Raw genomic sequence first — 18,208 nt, 5'->3', positions numbered from 1 at the left:
CCCAGGTTCACTCGAGAACATAGAGCGCGCCGTTTGTTCCGTGCACGAAGCCGTTGGAGAAGGCGGCGTCGGAGCAGATGGTGCGCATCGCCCGCATGGCGTGCGAAGGTTCGCGAATGCCGTCGAGCACGTCGCGGAAAATCTGTGAGACGGCGACCATATCGCAGGTATGGGGGGAGAGACGCAGGGCTGAGACGCCGAGGCTCTCGAGCTGGCGCGCCTCGAAGATCAGATTGCAGTAGGAGTAGGACAGCGTCTGCACGCCGTTGACGGCAAGGAATCTCTCTCCGTCGAGCGTTTCGACATCGAGGCCGTCCAGGTCCTGCTCGCAGACGAACTGGCAGGAGTCTTTGGTTCTTCCGTGCAGGCGGGCATGATAGCAGCGCGCGGAGATTGCGAGGGGAATGCGCCCGAACGCCCAGACTTCAATGACCGCGTTCCGGGCGGCCGCGACGATGGCGGAGATGGATTTGAGCGGCAACTCCGGCGGCAGAGCGATGCGCGCCGCTCCGCCTGCGATGAGAAAGGCGGCGGCTGCCTCGTTGTAGACGTTGATCAACGGCCCGATCGCGTGTGGCCGTTTCGCGAGCGCGGGGATCGTCGAGATATCGTTGACCTCGATCATCTGCGAGGCTTCGCGCGCCAGCGAGCCGCAATATTTAAGCTCGCGGTCAAGCGTCGGAAGCGCCAGGGTGCTCAGGATCACCGTCTTTCCGGCGCGCTCCAGCCGCTCGATGGTTTCGGGGATCACGTCGGCGTAGAAGGGCTGGCGCTTGGAGCAGACGACCTCGCCGATGCAGACGGTGTCGACAGGTGCCTCGTCGGCGATGCGCGCGTAGAAATCCCGCCAGTCTGCGGCCGGCCAATTGTAGAGAAGGGGGCCTAGCGTGAGTGTCGTGCGAGACATGCGCGAGCGTCCTCTTTCTGGTTATCGCCAGGTCTTCACGTAGGCGCCACCGGTCACGCTTTGTCCTTCCGTGATCGGGGCGAGCGAGCTGATCGGTACGCTTCTCTTGTCTGCCAGGGCATCGAGCGCTTCGCGGAAAGCGTGGACGACGGCCTTGATGTAGGCGCGGCTGCGTTGGCGCCCTTCGATCTTGATGGCGGTTACGCCCGCATTCTGAAGCGCAGGCAAAAGCTGCCGCACATCGAGGCTCACCGGCTCCTCGAAGATGTGTCCTTCGCCGACGCCGGTCTTGAAGCGGCCTTTGCAGAGCGTGGGGTAGCCTACGGGCTGGTCCGCAGACGAGCGGTTGATAGTGAAGTCTCCCAGGCGTGCGACCATGACGCCGTCTTCCTGGCGATAGCTCACGTGGCTCGCGGGGGAGCATACCCCGTTCATGTTCGGGGATTGCCCGGTGGCATACGAGGAGAGCGAGCAGCGTCCTTCGGTCATGACGCAGAGCCCGCCGAACGCGAACGTCTCCGTCTCGCAGGACGCGTTGCGCGTCACCGCCGCGATTTCGGGAACGCTGAGAACGCGCGGCAGAACCACGCGTTTCACGCCGAAGGCTTCGACGTAGAAGTTGATGGAATCCGAGCTCGCGGCTGCGGCCTGCACGGAGACGTGCAGGCGGAGGCCAGGGTGGTTCTTCGCGGCGTAGCTCATGAGGCCCATGTCCGCGAGAATGACCGCGTCGGCGCCGAGGGTTGCCGCATCGTCGATGGCGCTAAGCCAAGGCGTGAGGTCGCCCGCTCGCGCGAAGGTGTTCACGGCGATCAGCACCTTGGCGCCGTGGCTGTGAGCGTATCCGATGGAGGATTTCATTTCCTCGCGGCTGAAGTTCAGGCCCGGAAAGTTGCGCGCGTTGGTTTCATCGCGGAACCCGCAATAGACCGCATCGGCACCGGCTTCGATGGCAGCTCTCAACGCGGATGGCGTGCCTGCCGGGCATACCAGCTCCAGCGGGCGTCGGGTTTCTGTCTTCACGATGCGTTTCCTCGATGCTCCGCGCCGCCAAGGCCGAGAGTGCGACGGACGACGGCGATGGCACTTCGCCCCACGCGATCGAAGGGCGCGGCATAGGGTTCAAGGAGGGCTGCAGTCTCGCGCAGGAGGCCGATGTCCGCATCGTCGATTGCGTTGCGCAGGGCCAGAACCGTTTCAATGTCGCCTTCGATGACGAGATCGCGCGAGAAGAACAGAGCATCACCGTCGTAGACGCCGTCGACGAGGCCGACCAGTGCGATCAGGGGACCGGAGATGCGCGCGTGGGCCGTCTCGCTGTCGAGCGTGCGGGCCAGCCTCAAGGTCAGACTTCCCTCGCGCATATCGAGCAGGATGACGAACGGCAGGTCGTTCGGATCGACAGCTACACAACGCCACTCGCTTCCGTTCAACCTGCCGACCAGCTCGGGGTGACGCGCGACTATTCCTTTGACGAGACGGCCGAGGGCTATCTCCAGGGGCAACAGAGGCAAGGGGCGCATCGCCCATGCAACGAAACCCGGTAAGCGTAAAACCTGCTGCGGTGCCTGCTCCTGCATGTCGCCTCCCGTGGAGCCTTTTAGAGGAGGCGAGGAGTCGTGACTTAACTCAGATCAAACTTGACGGTGGGAGGCAGTGTTTAGTGCGTGCGACGGAGCCTGGAGTGCCCATTTCTATGCGCGATCTCGCCTGTTTCCGCACTCTGCGCGACTTTCTCGGCTATCTCGACGGAAAGGGCGCGTTGAAGCGCGTCACCGAGCCGGTCTCGCTGGTGCACGACATGACGGAGATACACCGTCGCGTCTTGCAGCAGGGTGGGCCGGCGCTGTTGTTCGAGCGCCCTCTCCTTGCGGATGGCTCTGCTTCGGATGTGCCTGTGCTCGCCAATCTCTTCGGGACGGGCGAGCGTGTGGCCTGGGGGCTCGGCATCGAGCCGTCGCGTGTTCGGGCTTTCGGCAGCTTGTTGAGCGCGTTGCGTGAGCCCGAGCCGGTCGATGGCTATCGCGATGCGCTGGATCGCCTGCCAATGCTCAAGGCAGCCATGAGCATGATGCCCTCCTTCGTGCGACGCGCGCCCGTGCAATCCCGGGTGCAGAAGGGGCAGGATATCGCGCTCGACAGATTTCCGGTGCAGACGTGCTGGCCGGGGGAGCCGGCTCCGCTCATCACCTGGCCTCTCGTGATCACGCGCCCTCCGGGCGATGACTCGCTTTCGCGCTATAACATGGGCGTCTACCGCATGCAGGTACTCGGGCCCGACAGAGCCATCGTGCGATGGCTCGCGCATCGGGGCGGGGCCGCGCATCATCGTTTGTGGAGCGACGAGGGGCGTGAGATGCCGATCGCGGTCGTCGTCGGTGCCGATCCGGCCACCATTCTCTCGGCGGTGCTGCCCTTGCCGGAGACGATTTCCGAGTTGCGGTTCTCTGGCCTTCTGCGCGGAGAAAGGCCCCGGCTCGCGCGGTGCGTGAGCGTTCCTCTCGCGGTGCCTGCGGATGCGGAGATCGTGATCGAGGGCTTTGTCTCCGCGCACGAGACTGCGCCCGAAGGGCCGTTCGGCGATCATACGGGGTATTACAACGCGATCGAGGAGTTTCCCGTTCTCCGCGTCACGGCCATCACGACGCGGGCCGATCCGATCTACCTTTCCACGTTCACCGGGCGGCCGCCGGACGAGCCGTCCGTCATCGGCGAGGTGCTGAACGAGCTCTTCATTCCCATCCTTCGCCGGCAGGTGCCCGAGGTGGTGGATTGCTGGCTGCCGCCCGATGCCTGCTCCTACCGCATGGCGATCGTTTCGATCCGTAAGCGCTACGCCGGGCAGGCCCGCCGGGTGATGATGGCGCTGTGGAGCCTGTTGCCGCAGTTCTCCTACACCAAGGTGATCGTCGTGGTGGACGAGGATATCGACGTGCACAATTGGCGCGACATTTCCTGGGCAATCTCGACGCGGATGGATGCCTCGCGGGATCTCATGATCACGGAGCGGACGCCGATCGACTATCTGGATTTCGCATCGCCCGTCTCGGGGCTCGGGGGCAAGCTCGGCATCGACGCCACGACCAAGATCGGAGCCGAGACGGATCGGGAGTGGGGGCGCGTGCTCGCCATGGATTCCGCCGTTGCCGCGCGCGTAGACGCCATGTGGAAGCGGTTGGGGCTCGATGTAACCGGCGAAGGAGCCCGCTCATCTATCGGAGGACACTCATGAAGCTTGCACGCGTGGTGCTCGGGGTCAGTGGCGCATCGGGGGCTAAGATCGCAATCCGCATCGGGGAGCTTCTGTCCGCGGTTCCGGATGTCGAGCTGCATCTCGTCGTGTCGGATGCGGCGAAGCGGACGCTTTTGCAGGAAGCGGGGCGCGATGCGCTGGGGCGGCTCGAGCGGATGGCGACGTTGCGCCACAATATTCGGGACATCGGCGCCTCCATTGCCAGCGGCTCCTTCAGCAGCGCGGGCATGGTGGTTGCGCCGTGCTCGATGCGGACGCTGTCCGCGATCGCATCGGGAATTTCCGACAATCTGCTGACGCGTGCGGCGGACGTTCATTTGAAGGAGCGGCGCCGTCTGGTGCTCATTGCGCGGGAGAGCCCCCTGCATCTCGGCCACCTTCGCGCGATGGCTTCCGTTACGGAGTATGGGGGGATCATCCTGCCGCCGGTTCCGGCCTTCTATCACGGCCCGACGACGATAGAGGAGATCATCGACCATATCGCCCGTCGCGCCATCGATCTGCTGGGGCTCGACATGGCGCCTTTGGCCATGCCGTGGACGGGGGGCGAGCAGCCGGCCTATCCGGGCTGACGCCGCTCGCTTCAGGACGGCGGCCTGAAGGCCCGGCATTTCTCGGGGTCAGTCTCCAGGCGCGGCCCGCCGATCAGATCGATGCAATAGGGGATGGCGGGGAACACGGCCATCATGCAGAGCCGGATTGAAGCGGGGCGGCCAGGCAGGTTCACGATCAGCGTCCTGCCGCGGATGCCGGCTGTCTGGCGCGAGAGGATCGCGGTTGGCACCTGCGCCAGGCTCCGCTCGCGCATCAGCTCTCCAAAACCGGGCAATATTTTTTCGCAGACGGTCTCGGTCGCCTCGGGCGTGATGTCACGGGCGGAAGGTCCCGTGCCGCCGGTGGTGAAGATGGCGCCACACTGCTCCCGGTCCGCCAGCTCGATAAGGGCGCTTTCGACGCGTGTGCGCTCGTCCGGAACCAGCCGCATGACGGGTTGCCAAGGCGAGAGGAGGATCTCACGCAGCACCTCGACGATGGCAGGGCCGCCCTTGTCCTCGTAGGTGCCCGCGCTGGCGCGGTCCGACACCGTCACCACTCCTATCTTGGCCGTCATGTGCTCACTCCGCCTTCTCGAAGACCGCGTTCGGAGGCGACTATCATGCAGGAAAGCCGGGCCACTAGACCGGGGTCAATCGTATCTCGTCGTTGGCGTTTCCGGGCGTGCAGCCAGACCTTTATGTGCTCAGAAACAGTATTTCGGAGGGGAGCGGCTGGGTGGCCTGTGGAGGGGGTTCTTTACCTCACGGTAACACTCGCCCCCCTAATGATTAGGGTGGTCTGCCGAGGAGCGCTCAGCGAGCTTTACGTCGCACAGCTTTGGCACGCTTTGTTTTTCGGAGGCCGTAAGACTGGGAGACAACCCTGTTCCTGCCACACTCGTGTAGGAGGAAGAGGGCTCATCCGTCGGGTACTGTAGCGTTAGGGTCGTTTCTTGCTCAGGCCGTTCATCGTCATAAGTGTTTTGTCGGCGGCGACGGGCGCACTCGCGGAGCCCGTGCCTCTTGCAAACGACGCGCTGAAAGAGGCCGTGTCCGGCTCTCTGGTCGAGATCGATACCCCGCTCGGCACGACACTTCCCATCCGTTTCGGAAGCGACGGTCTCGTCGCTGCGGAAGCAGGCGCGCTCGCGCCCATTCTCGGCTCGCGCAAGGATCGCGGTCGCTGGTGGGTGGACGCGGACAAGCTCTGCACCAAATGGTTCCGCTGGTTCGATGCGCAGGTGCGCTGCCTCACGATCACGCAGGAAGGCTCGCGCATCTATTGGCGCAAGATCGATGACGGCGAGACAGGGACGGCAACGCTCGTCGAGCGGGGAACGCCGGAGAATCCCGTCTCGGCCCCGGCCGTAGTCGCGAATGCAGACCCGGCGCCTGTTGCTACTCCGCCTGTCAAGAAAGTTGAGCAAGCGCGCGAGACCGTTCCCTCGCAGGCGCCTGCCGAGGTGAAACCGGCCGTGGTCGCAAGCGTGACTGCAGCGCCGCCGGAGCGCCGCGTCGAAGCTCCCGCGATGCGAATTGGTGGAGCAGGCTTCCTCGATGCGGACCGTGGTCACGGAGCGACGTCGCCGGCGCCTGTCGCCTCCGGACCGCCTGATGCCTCGGCACCGGCTGTTACCGTCAAAGAGGACTACAAGAGCGCGAGCGCCCCTCCGGCCAAGAAGGCCGCGACGCCGCACGCCAAGCCCGTGAAGAAGCCTGTCGTCGTCGCTCATCTTCCGCCGGCCGGTGATGCTGGCGCCTCCTCCGATCGAGCGGCTCAGACGCGTGCGGCTCCTGACAAGGAGAAAGCCCAGGGGCGCGCAGGCAAGAGCCAGCAAGTGGCGATGACGTCCGTGATCACGCCGTCCCTCTACAAGGTGCGGGGTGTCAGCCGGGGCGACGTTCTCAACGTGCGGCGAGGACCCTCGGAAACCCATGCTTCGATCGCGGGCATTCCCGCCACGGGGCGGCGCGTCGAGATCACCGGGCAGTGCCAGGCAGACTGGTGTCCGATCCGCTACGGCGAGATCAAGGGCTGGGTGAACAGCTTCTATCTCGCCGAGGACGGGACGCGTGTCGGATCATCCAGTCCTCTCTACGGCTCGAACCAGCGCTGACGCCCGCGCCTGCGGTCAGTCCTGCCGCACAGGAGGTCGCCCGTTCCCTCCGTTCAAGTGATATCCGAACAGCAGGATCGCCGTCAGCGGCGCGATCAGGCCGATCGCCATCACCGTGCCGAGGATCAAGGGAAGGTTTTCGTAGGAGCCGCGATCGACGACAAAGATCGTGTTGAGGTACTTCGTCTGCAGGGCGCCGGCGACTAGGGCGAGGTTCATGAGAGAGCCCATCAGAGCGAACCACGTGGCGCGGCGCTTTTCCGGCGCGTAGATGGCGCAGAGCGTGAGCAATGGGATCATGCTCAATTGCAGGAACGGCGATGATGCGGCGGTGTCGATGATGGCGATGGTGCGCGCGCCGAAACCGAACGTCGCTTCCGTCCATTGGCTGATGCCGAGCGTCAGCGCGAGGCTCGGCAGCGTCAGCACCGTCGCGGCGATGGTAAGCCAGAAGAGCACGACGGGAATGGGCCGGCCGGTGATGGCGTCCGAGAACACCCAGGTGCCGAGAAGAGCCAGCAGCGCGCCGATCTGGTTCAGCGTTCCCTGAAATGCCTCGTCGAAGCCGAGCACGTCGATGGTGAACCAGGTGTAGCCCTGTCCGACGAGCGGCGTCGCGCGGAACACGAAGATGATGAGGGCGGCGTAGAAGATCTTCTCCTTGGTTTCGGGATCGAGATCGCTGACGACGCGCCAGAGCATGGCGGACACCACGGCCATCGACACGAGGAACACCACCTCCTGGCTGTAGGGAACGCCGGTGATGGCGAGCACGAAGACGGCGCTACCGAAGGCGATGCCGCCGCCCAGGATGCGCCAGTCTACAGGCCGGGTCTCGGCGGTGTTGATGTCGATCAGGAGCGCGCCCGATATGGAGATCAGCGGAATGACGAGGCCACAGAGGAAGACGGTCTCATAGGAAAAGACGCTCGCCAGGAAGCCCGCGAGACCTGCCACCGCCACCATGCCGAGCGAGAGCGAAAGACGCCCCAGCACCTGCACCATGCCGAGATCGCGGTTGATGTCTTTCGGGGCGCGCGGTGTTCCGTCCGGGTTCTCGCGATCTACGACTTCGGTGCTCATTGCGTCGGCAGTCACGTCCTGCAACACCACGCCGACCACGCTCAGGAACGATCCGATGCGGTAGAGATCAGGCGGCGTGGCGAAGGTCAGCCAGCCGCCCGCGGCCCCTGCAAGCGTGAGAAGGCCGAGAGCCACGAGGGCGCCGCCGATCAGCACGTAGGCGCGGCGCTGGGAGCCGAACACGGGCACTGCGTCGACGAGCTCTCCGAACACCATCTTGATGGTCCAAGGCAGCGTGAGCCACACGCTGAGTGCCGCCAGCTCAGACGCGGAAAGTGTCAGTGCAGACTTGATCCAGAAGCTTTCGGCGATGGTGACGATGCCGAGGGCGCCGTAAGCGAAGTAAACCATCAGCAGCGGCAGGTAGCGCGGACGGAACGCACGAATGGGATTTAGGAGCGCCGTTTCCAGCTTTTGGCCGAGCCGCTGCCAGCTCGATCCTGTCGCGTCCGTCATGTGTGAGTCCTTCCCCGTCTACTCTAGAGATATAGACAGGGGACCCACGGTGCGAGCAGGGAAAAGTGTACCCTGACGCATGGAACCTCCTCCTCTCCCACAAGTTCTAGGCCCATGACGGAGATGCTCAAACATTTGGGCGGGGAGCTGCGCCGCTATTACGATGCCATCGTGCAGCGTCCTATGCCCTGGCGGATGATCGATAAGCTCGCCACTCTCGAGGAGGCGGACGAGCGCCGGGGGGACAGAGGCTCCTTCGAACATCAAGCAGAAGACGGTGGATTCAGGGAAAGCTTGGAAGATCGGATCCCACGTCGGTGACACTTGGCGTTGTGCTCCACCCTCCGTGCTCGAACCAGATGTTGGCGTCGTAACAAACTGTTACGCAATGATGACACATTTGCTTGCTCCTTGGGCTCTGGCTTCGCGTTGGGGTGAGGGGGAGTATTTTGCGGCAGTTCGTGGTCGTTCTTTCGGTCGTCGCGGCGTTTGGCACATGCGAGGCAGCTCGCGCAGGGTCGCTCGAGAAATCGCTGATGAAGCTCGATCCGGAAGAGCGTGCTCACCAGGTTTGTGTTGTGAAGGGACTCGATACGGTGCGTCGCGACAAGCGTCTGTCGCAGGCCGACCGGTTGATGCCGGACACCTTCAAGCGCGCTGCGTTCGATGGAAACGTGGTCTCCGCGAAGGGAGCTGCCGTCCGCTCCAACAAGCATTGGTATCAGTTGAAATTCGACTGCACGGTTTCGAGCGATCAGCTCAAGGCCATCGCGTTCACCTACGAGCTCGGCAAGGAGATTCCGCCGGACACTTGGGAAGAGGTGGGATTGTGGAAGTGATCCGTTGCCGGGAGGCCGTCACGGCCCTTCGCTGACACGCGGAGCCGTTGCGAGGAGATCGCGCAGCATTTTTACGACGCGAGAGGCGGGGCCTCGGCCTCCGCACTGGATGCTGATGCGGGCGCCTTCGAATAGAAGAAAAACTTCGTCCGCAAGCTCCTCGGGATCGCGGTAGTTGGCATCCTGGAAGAGCCTTACGAGATGATCGCGCTTGCGCTGCTTGTAGTCTTCGATCACCGCCCGTGCGGGATGGGCAGCCTGTAGCTCGACGGCCGCATTTGCCAGGGCGCAGCCGCGCTCGAACCGGTTGGTCAGGATCTCCTCGACGTGGTCGACCCAGGCGCAGAGGCGTTTTTCGGGGTTGTCGGGAAACGCCTCGGCGAGCTTCGTCCAGACCGCATCGCCTTCGGCGGCAAGCTGGCGGGCATACTCGACGACAAGATCGTCCTTCGACTTGAAGTGACGATAGAGCGTCATCTTATTAGTCTGAGCAGCTTCGGCGATGAGCTCCACACCCACGGTATGAACACCGTGCCGATAGAAGAGATCACGTGCAACCGCCATAATCCGCTCTCGCGGAGGTAGCGAAGGCGGAGTTGCACCCGCGTCATTTTGTCGGGTCTGGACCAACGTTCTGCTCATTGCCCCTTGACTGTCATGTTACCGATCGGTAGCTAGCAGGGTGTTACCGGTCAGTAACGCCTATCATACTTAGATCAGCTTTGCCAACGGATCAATCCCGCACCGCAAAGCACGTAGTCTGATTCTAGGAATTTCGGCTCATGGTGCAATTTGTTTTGCCCACGGTCGCTGATCTGAAACAAGATCGAAACGCTCGTTTGAGCGCTGGAGGGCATATGTTGCCTCGTCGTTTTCGCCCCGCCGCCGCGGCCACCGTTCTGTTTTCTCTTCTCCTCGCCGGGTGCGGCGAGTCGCAGCCCAACGCCCAGGCGGTAGCGCCTCCCGCTCCCAAGGTAACGGTTGCCAAGCCAGTCAAGAAGCTCGTGTCCGATTTCGACGAGTACGTGGGCCGGTTCGTGGCTTACGACTTCGTGGAGGTCCGCTCGCGGGTCTCGGGCTATCTCGACAAGATCCATTTCACCGACGGTCAGATGATCAAGGAAGGCGACGATCTGTTCACGATCGACCGTCGCCCGTTCGAGGCCGCGCTGGCGCAGGCCAAGGCCGCGCGCGAGCAGGCCGAGGCCAACCTCGCGTTCGCCGAAAGCGATTTGAAGCGCGGCGAAAGCCTGATCCGCGGAACGACCATCACGCAGCAGACGCTCGACCAGCGTACCCAAGCCAAGCGCGTGGCGGAGGCCTCGGTCACAGCGCAGGAGGCCGCCCAGAGGCAGGCCGAACTCGATCTGCAGTTCACCGAGCTCAAGGCTCCCATTTCCGGGCGTATCGGCGATCGGCGCGTGTCGGTTGGAAACCTCGTGACCGGCGGGACCGCGGGCAACACGACGCTGCTGGCCACCGTGGTGTCCGTCGACCCGATCCGGTTCGAGTTCACGATGGATGAGGCGTCCTACCTTCGCTACCTGCGCGCTGCGACCGAAGCGGCCGCGACGTCGAGCAACAGGGGCATGTCACTCCCCGTGAAGCTCAAACTGATCGACGAGCGTGACTTCGTCCACGAAGGGAAGATCGACTTCGTCGACAATGCGATCGACCGGTCCTCGGGTACGATCCGCGGGCGCGCCGAATTCAGGAATCCCGACGGCAAGCTCACACCCGGCATGTTCGGCCGCATCCAGATCGCGGTTTCGAAGCCCGCGGTGGCGTTGCTCGTTCCCGACAGCGCGATCGGCACGGAGCAGGTGCGCAAGTTCGTCTATGCGGTTTCGCCGGATGATGTCGCCAACCCGAAATACGTGACGCTGGGATCCGTGGTCGACGGCATGCGGGTTATCACGGATGGCCTCGATTCCGACGACACGGTCGTGGTCAACGGGCTGATGCGCGTGCGGCCGGGCACCAAGGTTTCGCCCCAGCAGGCCACGGCTTCCAACGGCGATGGCAAAGGCACGGTTGTCGGCACCAACTGATCCTTCCGTCCCGCGATCTCGCCGGTTGCGGAACGGGGCGTTGGCTTTGCATCGCACCTAATTCACTCCGGCGGGCGCGTTTCCGCCCTGCCGCCTCCAGTCCGAGCAGCGGGAACCTCCCATGCGCATTTCGCACTTTTTCATCGACCGGCCGATTTTTGCGGGCGTGATCTCGATCGTGTTCGTGATTATCGGTGCGGTCGCGCTGGGGCGGCTCCCGATCGCGCAGTATCCGGACATCGCGCCGCCGGTCGTGAACGTGACTGGGCAGTATCCGGGCGCGAGCGCGGAGGTGGTGGCCTCTACCGTGGTGGCGCCGCTCGAGCAGCAGATCAACGGTGTGGAGCACATGCTCTATATCTCGTCCAACTCCACGGTGGATGGGCGCTTCTCGATTTCGGTCACGTTCGATCTCGGCACCAACCTCGATACCGCGCAGGTGCAGGTGCAGAACCGTGTGGCGATCGCGCAGCCGCGCTTGCCGGCTGATGTGCGCAACATCGGCGTCACCGTCGCGAAGGCTTCGCCCGACCTGATGATGGTCGTGCATCTGCTTTCGCCGGATCAATCGCGCGACACGCTCTTCATTTCCAACTATGCGAGCGTCAACGTCGTGGATGTGCTGAGCCGCATCGAGGGCGTCGGCTCGATCACGGTGTTCGGCAGCCGCGACTACTCCATGCGCGTCTGGCTCGATCCAGATCGTCTGCAATCTCTCGCCCTGACCGCCAACGACGTGGTTCAGGCGCTGCAACGGCAGAACGTGCAGGTCGCAGCGGGCATTCTCAACCAGCCGCCGTTGGCGCAGCCAGGGGCTTTCCAGGTCTCGGTTCAAACGCAGGGGCGCTTAGCCGACCCCGATCAGTTCTCCCAGATTGTCGTGAAGCAGTCGGGCTCGGCCGTGGTGCGCCTGAAGGACGTGGCGCGGGTGGAGCTGGCGGCCCTCGACTACGGGCTCAACTCCTATCTCGACAAAGTGCCCGCCACGGGTCTCGGCGTGTTCCAGCTCCCGGGATCGAATGCGATCGCGACGGCGGAGAAGATCAAGCAGACGATGGCGGAGCTGTCGAAGAGCTTCCCCGCCGGGCTCGAGTACGCGATCATCTACAATCCGACCGAGTTCATCCAGCAGTCCGTCGATGCGGTGGTGCACACCATCCTCGAGGCGGTGGTGCTCGTGGTGCTCGTCGTGATCCTGTTCCTGCAGACGTGGCGTGCGGCGATCATCCCGATCGTGGCGATCCCGGTGTCGCTGATCGGCACGTTCTTCCTGCTCGCGGCGTTCGGCTTCTCGCTCAACAACCTGTCGCTGTTCGGCCTTGTGCTCGCGATCGGCATCGTGGTCGACGACGCCATCGTCGTGGTGGAGAACGTCGAGCGCAACATGGCGAACGGGATGAGCCCGCGCGAGGCCGCCTATCGCACGATGGAGGAAGTGGGCGCTGCGCTGATCGCCATCGCGCTGGTGTTGTCGGCGGTGTTCGTGCCGTCGGCCTTCATCACGGGCATCTCGGGCCAGTTCTATCGCCAGTTCGCTCTCACCATTGCGGGCGCAACGGTAATCTCGCTGATCGTCTCGCTCACGCTTTCGCCGGCGCTCTGCGCGCTGTTGCTCAAGCCGCACGCGCATGGCCATCAGAAGCAGAGCCTGCTGATGCGCCCCATCAATGCGTTCTTCCGTGCGTTCAACTGGAGCTTCGACAAGCTGTCGAGCGGCTATTCGTGGGTCGTCGCAAGGCTGGTGCGGCTCGCCGTCGTCATGCTGGTGGTCTACGCGGGCATCATTGCGTTCGGCATGAACGAGTTCCGCAAGACGCCCGTGGGCTTCATTCCAGCGCTCGACGGCGGCTACCTGATCACCGTGACGCAGCTTCCCCCCGCCGCGTCGCTGGCGCGTACCGACGAGGTGAACCGGCGCGCGGTCGAGCTCGCGCTCGAGGTTCCGGGCGTTGCGCATGCGGTCAACATCGTTGGCTTCTCGGGTGCGACGCGCACCAACGCGCCAAACGCGGGCGCGGTGTTCGTCGTGCTCAAGCCGTTCGACGAGCGCGCGCGTGATCCCAACCAGTCGGCGCAGGCGATCCAGAAGGCCTTGCTCGCGAAGTTCTCGACCATCCAGGACGCGATGGTGCTCGTCGTCGCGCCGCCGCCCGTGCGCGGTATCGGCAGCGCGGGCGGTTTCCGCATGATGATCCAGGATCGCAACGGGGCAGGTCCCGCCGCGCTCCAGCAGGCCGTCGGCGCCATGATGCAGAGGGCGAACCAGACGCCGGGGCTGCAGCAGGTGTTCTCGATGTTCGAGAATTCCACGCCGCAGCTCTACCTCGACATCGACCGCGACAAGGCGCAGATGCTCGGCGTCAACGTCACGGACGTGTTCACGGCGCTCCAGACCTATCTTGGCTCCGCCTACGTCAACGACTTCAACCTGCTGGGGCGCACCTTCCGTGTCACCGCGCAGGCGGACAGCGATTTTCGGACGAACGCCAAGGACATCCTGAATATCCGTGTGAGGAACTCGGCGGGCGATGCTGTGCCCCTCGGCACCTTCACGACGGTTCAGGACATTTCCGGCCCGTCTCGCGTTCCCCGCTACAACCTTTATCCGGCGGCCGAGCTCGACGGCTCGGCGGCTCCCGGCTATTCGCAAGGCCAGGCCATCGATCTCATGGAGAAGATCGCGGCGGAGACGCTACCCCAAGGCTTCAGCTACGAGTGGACGGAGCTCGCGTTCCAGCAGATCCGGGCCGGAAACACCGCGGCCTTCGCGTTCGCGCTCGGCGTCGTGTTCGTGTTCCTGGTGCTGGCGGCGCAGTTCGAGAGCCTGATGCTGCCGCTGGCCGTCATCCTGATCGTGCCCATGAGCCTCATCGCGTCAATTACGGGCGTTATCCTCAGGGGGCAGGACAACAACATTCTCACGCAGGTCGGTTTCATCGTTCTGATCGGCCTTGCCGCGAAGAACGCTATCCTGATCGTGGAGTTCGCGCACCAGCTCGAAGGCCAGGGGAAGAACCGGTTCGCTGCCGCAACGGAAGCCTCACGGCTCAGAATGCGGCCCATTCTGATGACGTCGCTCGCCTTCATTCTCGGCGTCGTGCCGCTGGTGTGGGCGGTGGGCGCGGGTGCTGAGCTGCGTCAGGCGCTTGGAACGGCCGTGTTTGCTGGCATGATCGGCGTCACGGTGTTCGGCTTGGTGTTCACGCCCGTGTTCTACGTGGTCTGCCGCTGGCTGGCCGGGCTCGGTTTGCGGCGGCGGCGTGCGGCCGCAGAGGATGCGCCGTCGCCTGCCGAGTGAGGCGGGCCCGGCGTGCCGCTTGGCAGATTTGATCTAAAGCAAGGACGGGGGCGCATCAGGCGCTAGGTTCGAGAACGGCTGGAGCTTGCTTCGGCGGGGAGTCTCGACGAGGCCGCTTATGACGCCTGATCTCATCAAACGCTACGCTGCCCCGGTGCCGCGCTACACGAGCTATCCCACCGCCAATCACTTCTCGGCGGCGGTGACGGCGGAGGACTACCGCCGGTGGCTCGGGGAGCTGCCGCAGGATGCCGCGCTCTCGCTCTATGTGCACATTCCCTATTGCCGCGAGCTTTGCTGGTATTGCGGGTGCAGCACCAAGGCAACGCAGCGCTACGCGCCGGTCGGCGACTATCTCGCCCCCCTTTTCGCGGAGATCGAGGCGGCGGCCGCGCTCGTGCCACCCGGGCATCGCGTCACCCATATCCATTGGGGAGGCGGCTCGCCGGATATTCTGAAACCGGCCGACATCCGCCGCCTCGGAACCTTGATGCGCGGCCAGTTCTCGTTTGCGCCGACGGCCGAGTTCGCGGTGGAGATCGATCCGCGCCTGCTCAGCGAGGAGCAGGCGGACGCGTTCGCGGAGATCGGCGTCAACCGTGTCTCGATCGGTGTTCAGGACTTCGATATGGCGGTTCAGCGTTCCATCGGGCGGATGCAGAGCTTCGAGACCACGAGCAAGGCCGTTGGGCTGTTCCGGGAGCGCGGCATTCGTTCCATCAACGTCGATCTCGTCTACGGCTTGCCGCGCCAGACCGAAGAGAGCGCTTCGCGGACGCTGGTGCAGGTTCTGGAGCTTGCCCCCGACCGCGTCGCCGTGTTCGGGTATGCGCATCTCCCTGATCGGCTGAAGCATCAGCGGCTGATTGACGAGAGCACTCTGCCGGGGCCGGTCGAGCGCTTCGCGCAAGCGCAGCTCATCGCCCGCCACTTGACCGATGCAGGCTATGCGCAACTCGGCATCGATCACTTCGCCCGGCCCAGCGATCATCTCGCGACCGGCCGTCTCGCGCGGAACTTTCAGGGCTACACGACCGACCAGGCGGATGCCCTGCTCGGGTTTGGCGCCTCGGCCATCTCGCGCTTGCCGCAGGGCTTCGCGCAGAACGCGGTCGCGGTGGATGACTACGGGCGCCGCGTGGGTACGGACGGGCTCGCAACGGCACGCGGACATGCGATGCATGGGGACGATGAGATGCGCGCGTCCCTCATCGAGCAGCTCATGTGTGAGTTTTCCGTTTCCTGGCCGGATCTCGCACGCCGCTTTGGAGCGGGTGTCGAGCAGCTTCGCCGTGAGGCCGAGGATTTGGCGCGGAATGATGCTGACGCCTTTGTGGATCTTCACGAAGATGGGCTGCGGGTCACCGAGAAAGGACGGCCTTTCGTCCGCATGGTTTGCGCCCGTTTCGATCCCTACCTTTCAGCGGAGGTAAAGCAGCGCCGCCATGCCCTCGCTGTCTAATTGAAAGGCGTCGCGCGTATTTCTACCTGTTGCGTTTGTTATTTTTGTACGGCTTAGCTTTGTAAGCTTGTTGAAAGCTACGGAGCGTATTTCTTGAAACAATGGCCGGCGTGCGCTTTGTCATGCGGCATTGCTGCGTCGAAGCGCAACGCATCCGCTGCGGTTGTTCTGTTCTTTCCCCGTTGAAATTCCGAGTTCTCAAGTGATGAAATGAGCGTCGTGCGGAGAAGGCGCCGTTGCATCGTGGCCTCTTGTGCGCGAGTCCGACTCAGTCGAATTTGTACGGAAATGGGGATGTAAATGACCTGTGTTTGTTATTTTATATAGGATCCCGCGTTTTTCATTAAATTATCTACGTTGTGTTTTTAACTGCGCTGTTTGTGTGCGCAGGGGGATGGGGATCCCGACATCTCCGGACGTAACCATGCCGCTCCAGCTCTCGAGGAAAAAGAGACAGATCATGACCGCCGACGCTTCGATGACAGCGCGACTCTCGTTCAATCAGATCGACGAGGAGGCGCGGCGCCTGCTCCGGGAGAACAAGGAATTTCTATCGCGGGAGCTGCCCGGCGTGCTGGACGTCTTCTACACGCATCTTGCGAAATTTCCCGAGACCGCGGCCTTCTTCAAGACGCGGGACCTCATGACGGGCGCGAAGAACGCGCAGTTGAGGCACTGGCAGACGATCCTCGATGGAAACTTCGACGGCGTTTATGAGGCGTCCATCAAGCGTATCGGCGAAACGCACCATCGTATCGGTCTTGATCCGCGGTGGTACATCGGCGGCTACAACGCGCTGGTAAATGGGTTGTTGGAAGCGATCATGCTTCGCATGCCGCAGGCGCGGGCGAGCCAGGGAGCGCTGGACTGGAAGGCCAAGGCGGCGCCTGTGCAGGACAAGCGCTTCGCTCTCCAAAGTGCGGTCATCAAAGCCGCGATGCTCGACATGGATCTCGCGATCGCGGTCTACCTCGAAGCGGGGCGGCGCGAGCTGAGCACGCTCGCCGGCGCCGTGGTTTCCATGGCGACCTCGGTGGCGCATACGGCGAACGAGCTCGAAGGGGCGGCCGAGTCCGTCGCGTCATCGGCGCGCTCGGCCACGGATCAGACGTCGGCCGTCGCGACGGCCGCAGAGCAGGCTTCGGCCAACGTGCGCACGGTGGCAGCCGCGGCCGACCAGTTGTCCGCTTCCGTCAAGGAAATCTCGCGGCAGGTGGCGGGCTCGACGGAAATCGCGGGACGTGCGGTGATGACGGCCGACGAGACCTCGGAAAAGGTGCGCGCTCTATCCCAGGCGTCTCAGAAAATTGGCGATGTCGTCGAGCTGATCAGCAACATCGCGCGGCAGACTAACCTTCTCGCGCTCAATGCCACCATCGAGGCCGCGCGGGCTGGCGAGGCCGGCAAGGGGTTCGCAGTCGTCGCGCAGGAAGTGAAGTCTCTGGCCAATCAGACGGCTAAGGCAACCGCAGAGATTGGAGCGCAGATCAACGCGATCCAGGGGTCGACGGCGGATGCCGTGGGATCCATCGGAAATATCGGCAGCATCATCAAATCGATGGATCAGATCGCGACGACGATCGCGTCCGCCGTGGAAGAGCAGGGCGCTGCAACCACAGAGATCGCTCGCAACGTTCAGGAAGCGGCGCAAGGGACGTCGGACGTCGCTTCGAATGCAATAGGGCTCTCCACGTCCGCGGCTTCGACCGGGTCGGCGGCCTCCCAGATGCTGGCGGCGGCAAAGCGGCTTGGCTCACAAGCGGCCGAGCTTCGCAAAACGGCCGAGAGTGTGATGGGAAGCAGCCGCGCCGCCTAAGGCGGGCCCGGTGCAGTCAAGAAAAAGAAGAAGCCGCGCTGGGGTATGTGACCTCGGCGCGGCTTTCTTGCTTTTATACTCTTGGCGGATGTCAGACCGGATAGTCGGCGGCGGCGACGCCGCACGTCTCGAGGAACTTCCGGATCTGAATGACCTCTTCCTTGGGAACGCTGTGGTTGACATGCTGAACGGCGATCTTGTGGCCGTTCAGCGAGATGCCGAGGCGGCTGCCCGACTTCGTCTCCAGCTCGGCTCCGAGCGCCTCGAGGGTGTGCTCGATCTCCTTCATGTCGATGTTGGCGTTGACGGGATGGCTGAAAATGGCGTGAAGTACTTTGCGATGGTGATGGTTCATCGGGTCCCCGATTGTGCGGATTACATGATCCGCAA

16 protein-coding genes are annotated in these 18,208 nt (G+C 63.6%); 9 read left to right on the top strand and 7 right to left on the bottom strand.

Features of this window, described 5'->3' with window-relative positions; translation table 11 throughout:
• Positions 1–7: 7 nt before the first annotated feature.
• From ubiV to ubiT, 3 genes are read right to left on the bottom strand one after another with little or no spacing between them, the layout of a single operon-like run.
• Positions 8–907: a ubiquinone anaerobic biosynthesis protein UbiV gene (ubiV, locus tag F812_RS0116265; protein WP_020087049.1), complete on the bottom strand. Its 900-nt coding sequence runs from the start codon at positions 905–907 to the stop codon at positions 8–10.
• Positions 908–928: 21 nt separating this feature from the next.
• Positions 929–1,906 carry a ubiquinone anaerobic biosynthesis protein UbiU gene (gene ubiU / locus F812_RS0116260; protein ID WP_026868196.1) on the bottom strand — a complete coding sequence of 326 codons (978 nt, stop codon included), beginning with the start codon at positions 1,904–1,906 and terminating at the stop codon, positions 929–931.
• A 20-nt stretch (positions 1,907–1,926) separates the two neighbouring features.
• Positions 1,927–2,421 (bottom strand): ubiquinone anaerobic biosynthesis accessory factor UbiT, encoded by a 495-nt coding sequence (gene ubiT / locus F812_RS0116255; protein WP_156827464.1) that lies wholly within the window; start codon positions 2,419–2,421, stop codon positions 1,927–1,929.
• A 182-nt stretch (positions 2,422–2,603) separates the two neighbouring features.
• Here ubiT and F812_RS0116250 point away from each other — a divergent pair, with 182 nt between their 5' ends.
• Positions 2,604–4,139 (top strand): UbiD family decarboxylase, encoded by a 1,536-nt coding sequence (locus F812_RS0116250; RefSeq protein WP_020087046.1) that lies wholly within the window; start codon positions 2,604–2,606, stop codon positions 4,137–4,139.
• Positions 4,136–4,732 carry a UbiX family flavin prenyltransferase gene (locus F812_RS0116245; protein ID WP_020087045.1) on the top strand — a complete coding sequence of 199 codons (597 nt, stop codon included), beginning with the start codon at positions 4,136–4,138 and terminating at the stop codon, positions 4,730–4,732. Before F812_RS0116250 ends, F812_RS0116245 begins: the two co-directional genes overlap by 4 nt.
• Positions 4,733–4,743: 11 nt before the next feature.
• Here F812_RS0116245 and mog read toward each other — a convergent pair whose 3' ends face one another.
• Complete coding sequence (mog, locus tag F812_RS0116240; RefSeq protein WP_020087044.1) at positions 4,744–5,271, bottom strand: molybdopterin adenylyltransferase; 528 nt, start codon at positions 5,269–5,271, stop codon at positions 4,744–4,746.
• Between the two features lie 441 nt (positions 5,272–5,712).
• Here mog and F812_RS25630 point away from each other — a divergent pair, with 441 nt between their 5' ends.
• Positions 5,713–6,813, top strand: coding sequence for an SH3 domain-containing protein (locus tag F812_RS25630; protein WP_198011214.1), 1,101 nt, complete (start codon positions 5,713–5,715; stop codon positions 6,811–6,813).
• 15 nt (positions 6,814–6,828) lie between these two features.
• Here F812_RS25630 and F812_RS0116230 read toward each other — a convergent pair whose 3' ends face one another.
• The gene (locus tag F812_RS0116230) at positions 6,829–8,352 is read right to left on the bottom strand and encodes an MFS transporter (RefSeq protein ID WP_020087042.1); all 1,524 of its coding nucleotides are present in this window, start codon (positions 8,350–8,352) and stop codon (positions 6,829–6,831) included.
• Positions 8,353–8,466: 114 nt separating this feature from the next.
• On the opposite strand from F812_RS0116230, the gene F812_RS0116225 reads away from it, so the two are divergent.
• Positions 8,467–8,673: a hypothetical protein gene (locus F812_RS0116225; RefSeq protein ID WP_020087041.1), complete on the top strand. Its 207-nt coding sequence runs from the start codon at positions 8,467–8,469 to the stop codon at positions 8,671–8,673.
• A gap of 128 nt (positions 8,674–8,801) precedes the next feature.
• Positions 8,802–9,191: a DUF930 domain-containing protein gene (locus F812_RS0116220; protein ID WP_020087040.1), complete on the top strand. Its 390-nt coding sequence runs from the start codon at positions 8,802–8,804 to the stop codon at positions 9,189–9,191.
• A gap of 18 nt (positions 9,192–9,209) precedes the next feature.
• Here F812_RS0116220 and F812_RS0116215 read toward each other — a convergent pair whose 3' ends face one another.
• Positions 9,210–9,755 carry a TetR/AcrR family transcriptional regulator gene (locus F812_RS0116215; protein ID WP_020087039.1) on the bottom strand — a complete coding sequence of 182 codons (546 nt, stop codon included), beginning with the start codon at positions 9,753–9,755 and terminating at the stop codon, positions 9,210–9,212.
• Between the two features lie 293 nt (positions 9,756–10,048).
• Here F812_RS0116215 and F812_RS0116210 point away from each other — a divergent pair, with 293 nt between their 5' ends.
• The 4 genes from F812_RS0116210 to F812_RS0116195 all read left to right on the top strand — a co-directional run bounded on the left by F812_RS0116210 (position 10,049) and on the right by F812_RS0116195 (position 17,818).
• On the top strand, positions 10,049–11,242 hold the full coding sequence (locus tag F812_RS0116210; protein WP_020087038.1) for an efflux RND transporter periplasmic adaptor subunit: 1,194 nt from the start codon (positions 10,049–10,051) through the stop codon (positions 11,240–11,242).
• Between the two features lie 121 nt (positions 11,243–11,363).
• A complete protein-coding gene (locus F812_RS0116205; protein ID WP_020087037.1) occupies positions 11,364–14,540 on the top strand; it encodes an efflux RND transporter permease subunit in 3,177 nt (1,058 codons plus the stop codon).
• A 118-nt stretch (positions 14,541–14,658) separates the two neighbouring features.
• Positions 14,659–16,002 carry an oxygen-independent coproporphyrinogen III oxidase gene (gene hemN / locus F812_RS0116200; RefSeq protein ID WP_020087036.1) on the top strand — a complete coding sequence of 448 codons (1,344 nt, stop codon included), beginning with the start codon at positions 14,659–14,661 and terminating at the stop codon, positions 16,000–16,002.
• Between the two features lie 460 nt (positions 16,003–16,462).
• The gene (locus tag F812_RS0116195; RefSeq protein ID WP_020087035.1) at positions 16,463–17,818 is read left to right on the top strand and encodes a globin-coupled sensor protein; all 1,356 of its coding nucleotides are present in this window, start codon (positions 16,463–16,465) and stop codon (positions 17,816–17,818) included.
• A 91-nt stretch (positions 17,819–17,909) separates the two neighbouring features.
• On the opposite strand, the gene F812_RS0116190 is transcribed toward F812_RS0116195, so the two are convergent.
• Complete coding sequence (locus tag F812_RS0116190) at positions 17,910–18,173, bottom strand: hypothetical protein (protein ID WP_020087034.1); 264 nt, start codon at positions 18,171–18,173, stop codon at positions 17,910–17,912.
• Positions 18,174–18,208 lie beyond the last annotated feature (35 nt).

The sequence above is a fragment of the Hyphomicrobium zavarzinii ATCC 27496 genome, assembly GCF_000383415.1.
GTDB lineage: Bacteria > Pseudomonadota > Alphaproteobacteria > Rhizobiales > Hyphomicrobiaceae > Hyphomicrobium_C > Hyphomicrobium_C zavarzinii.
The sequence above is the reverse complement of the archived record's forward strand: the minus strand, read 5'-3'. Positions and strand labels throughout refer to the sequence as shown.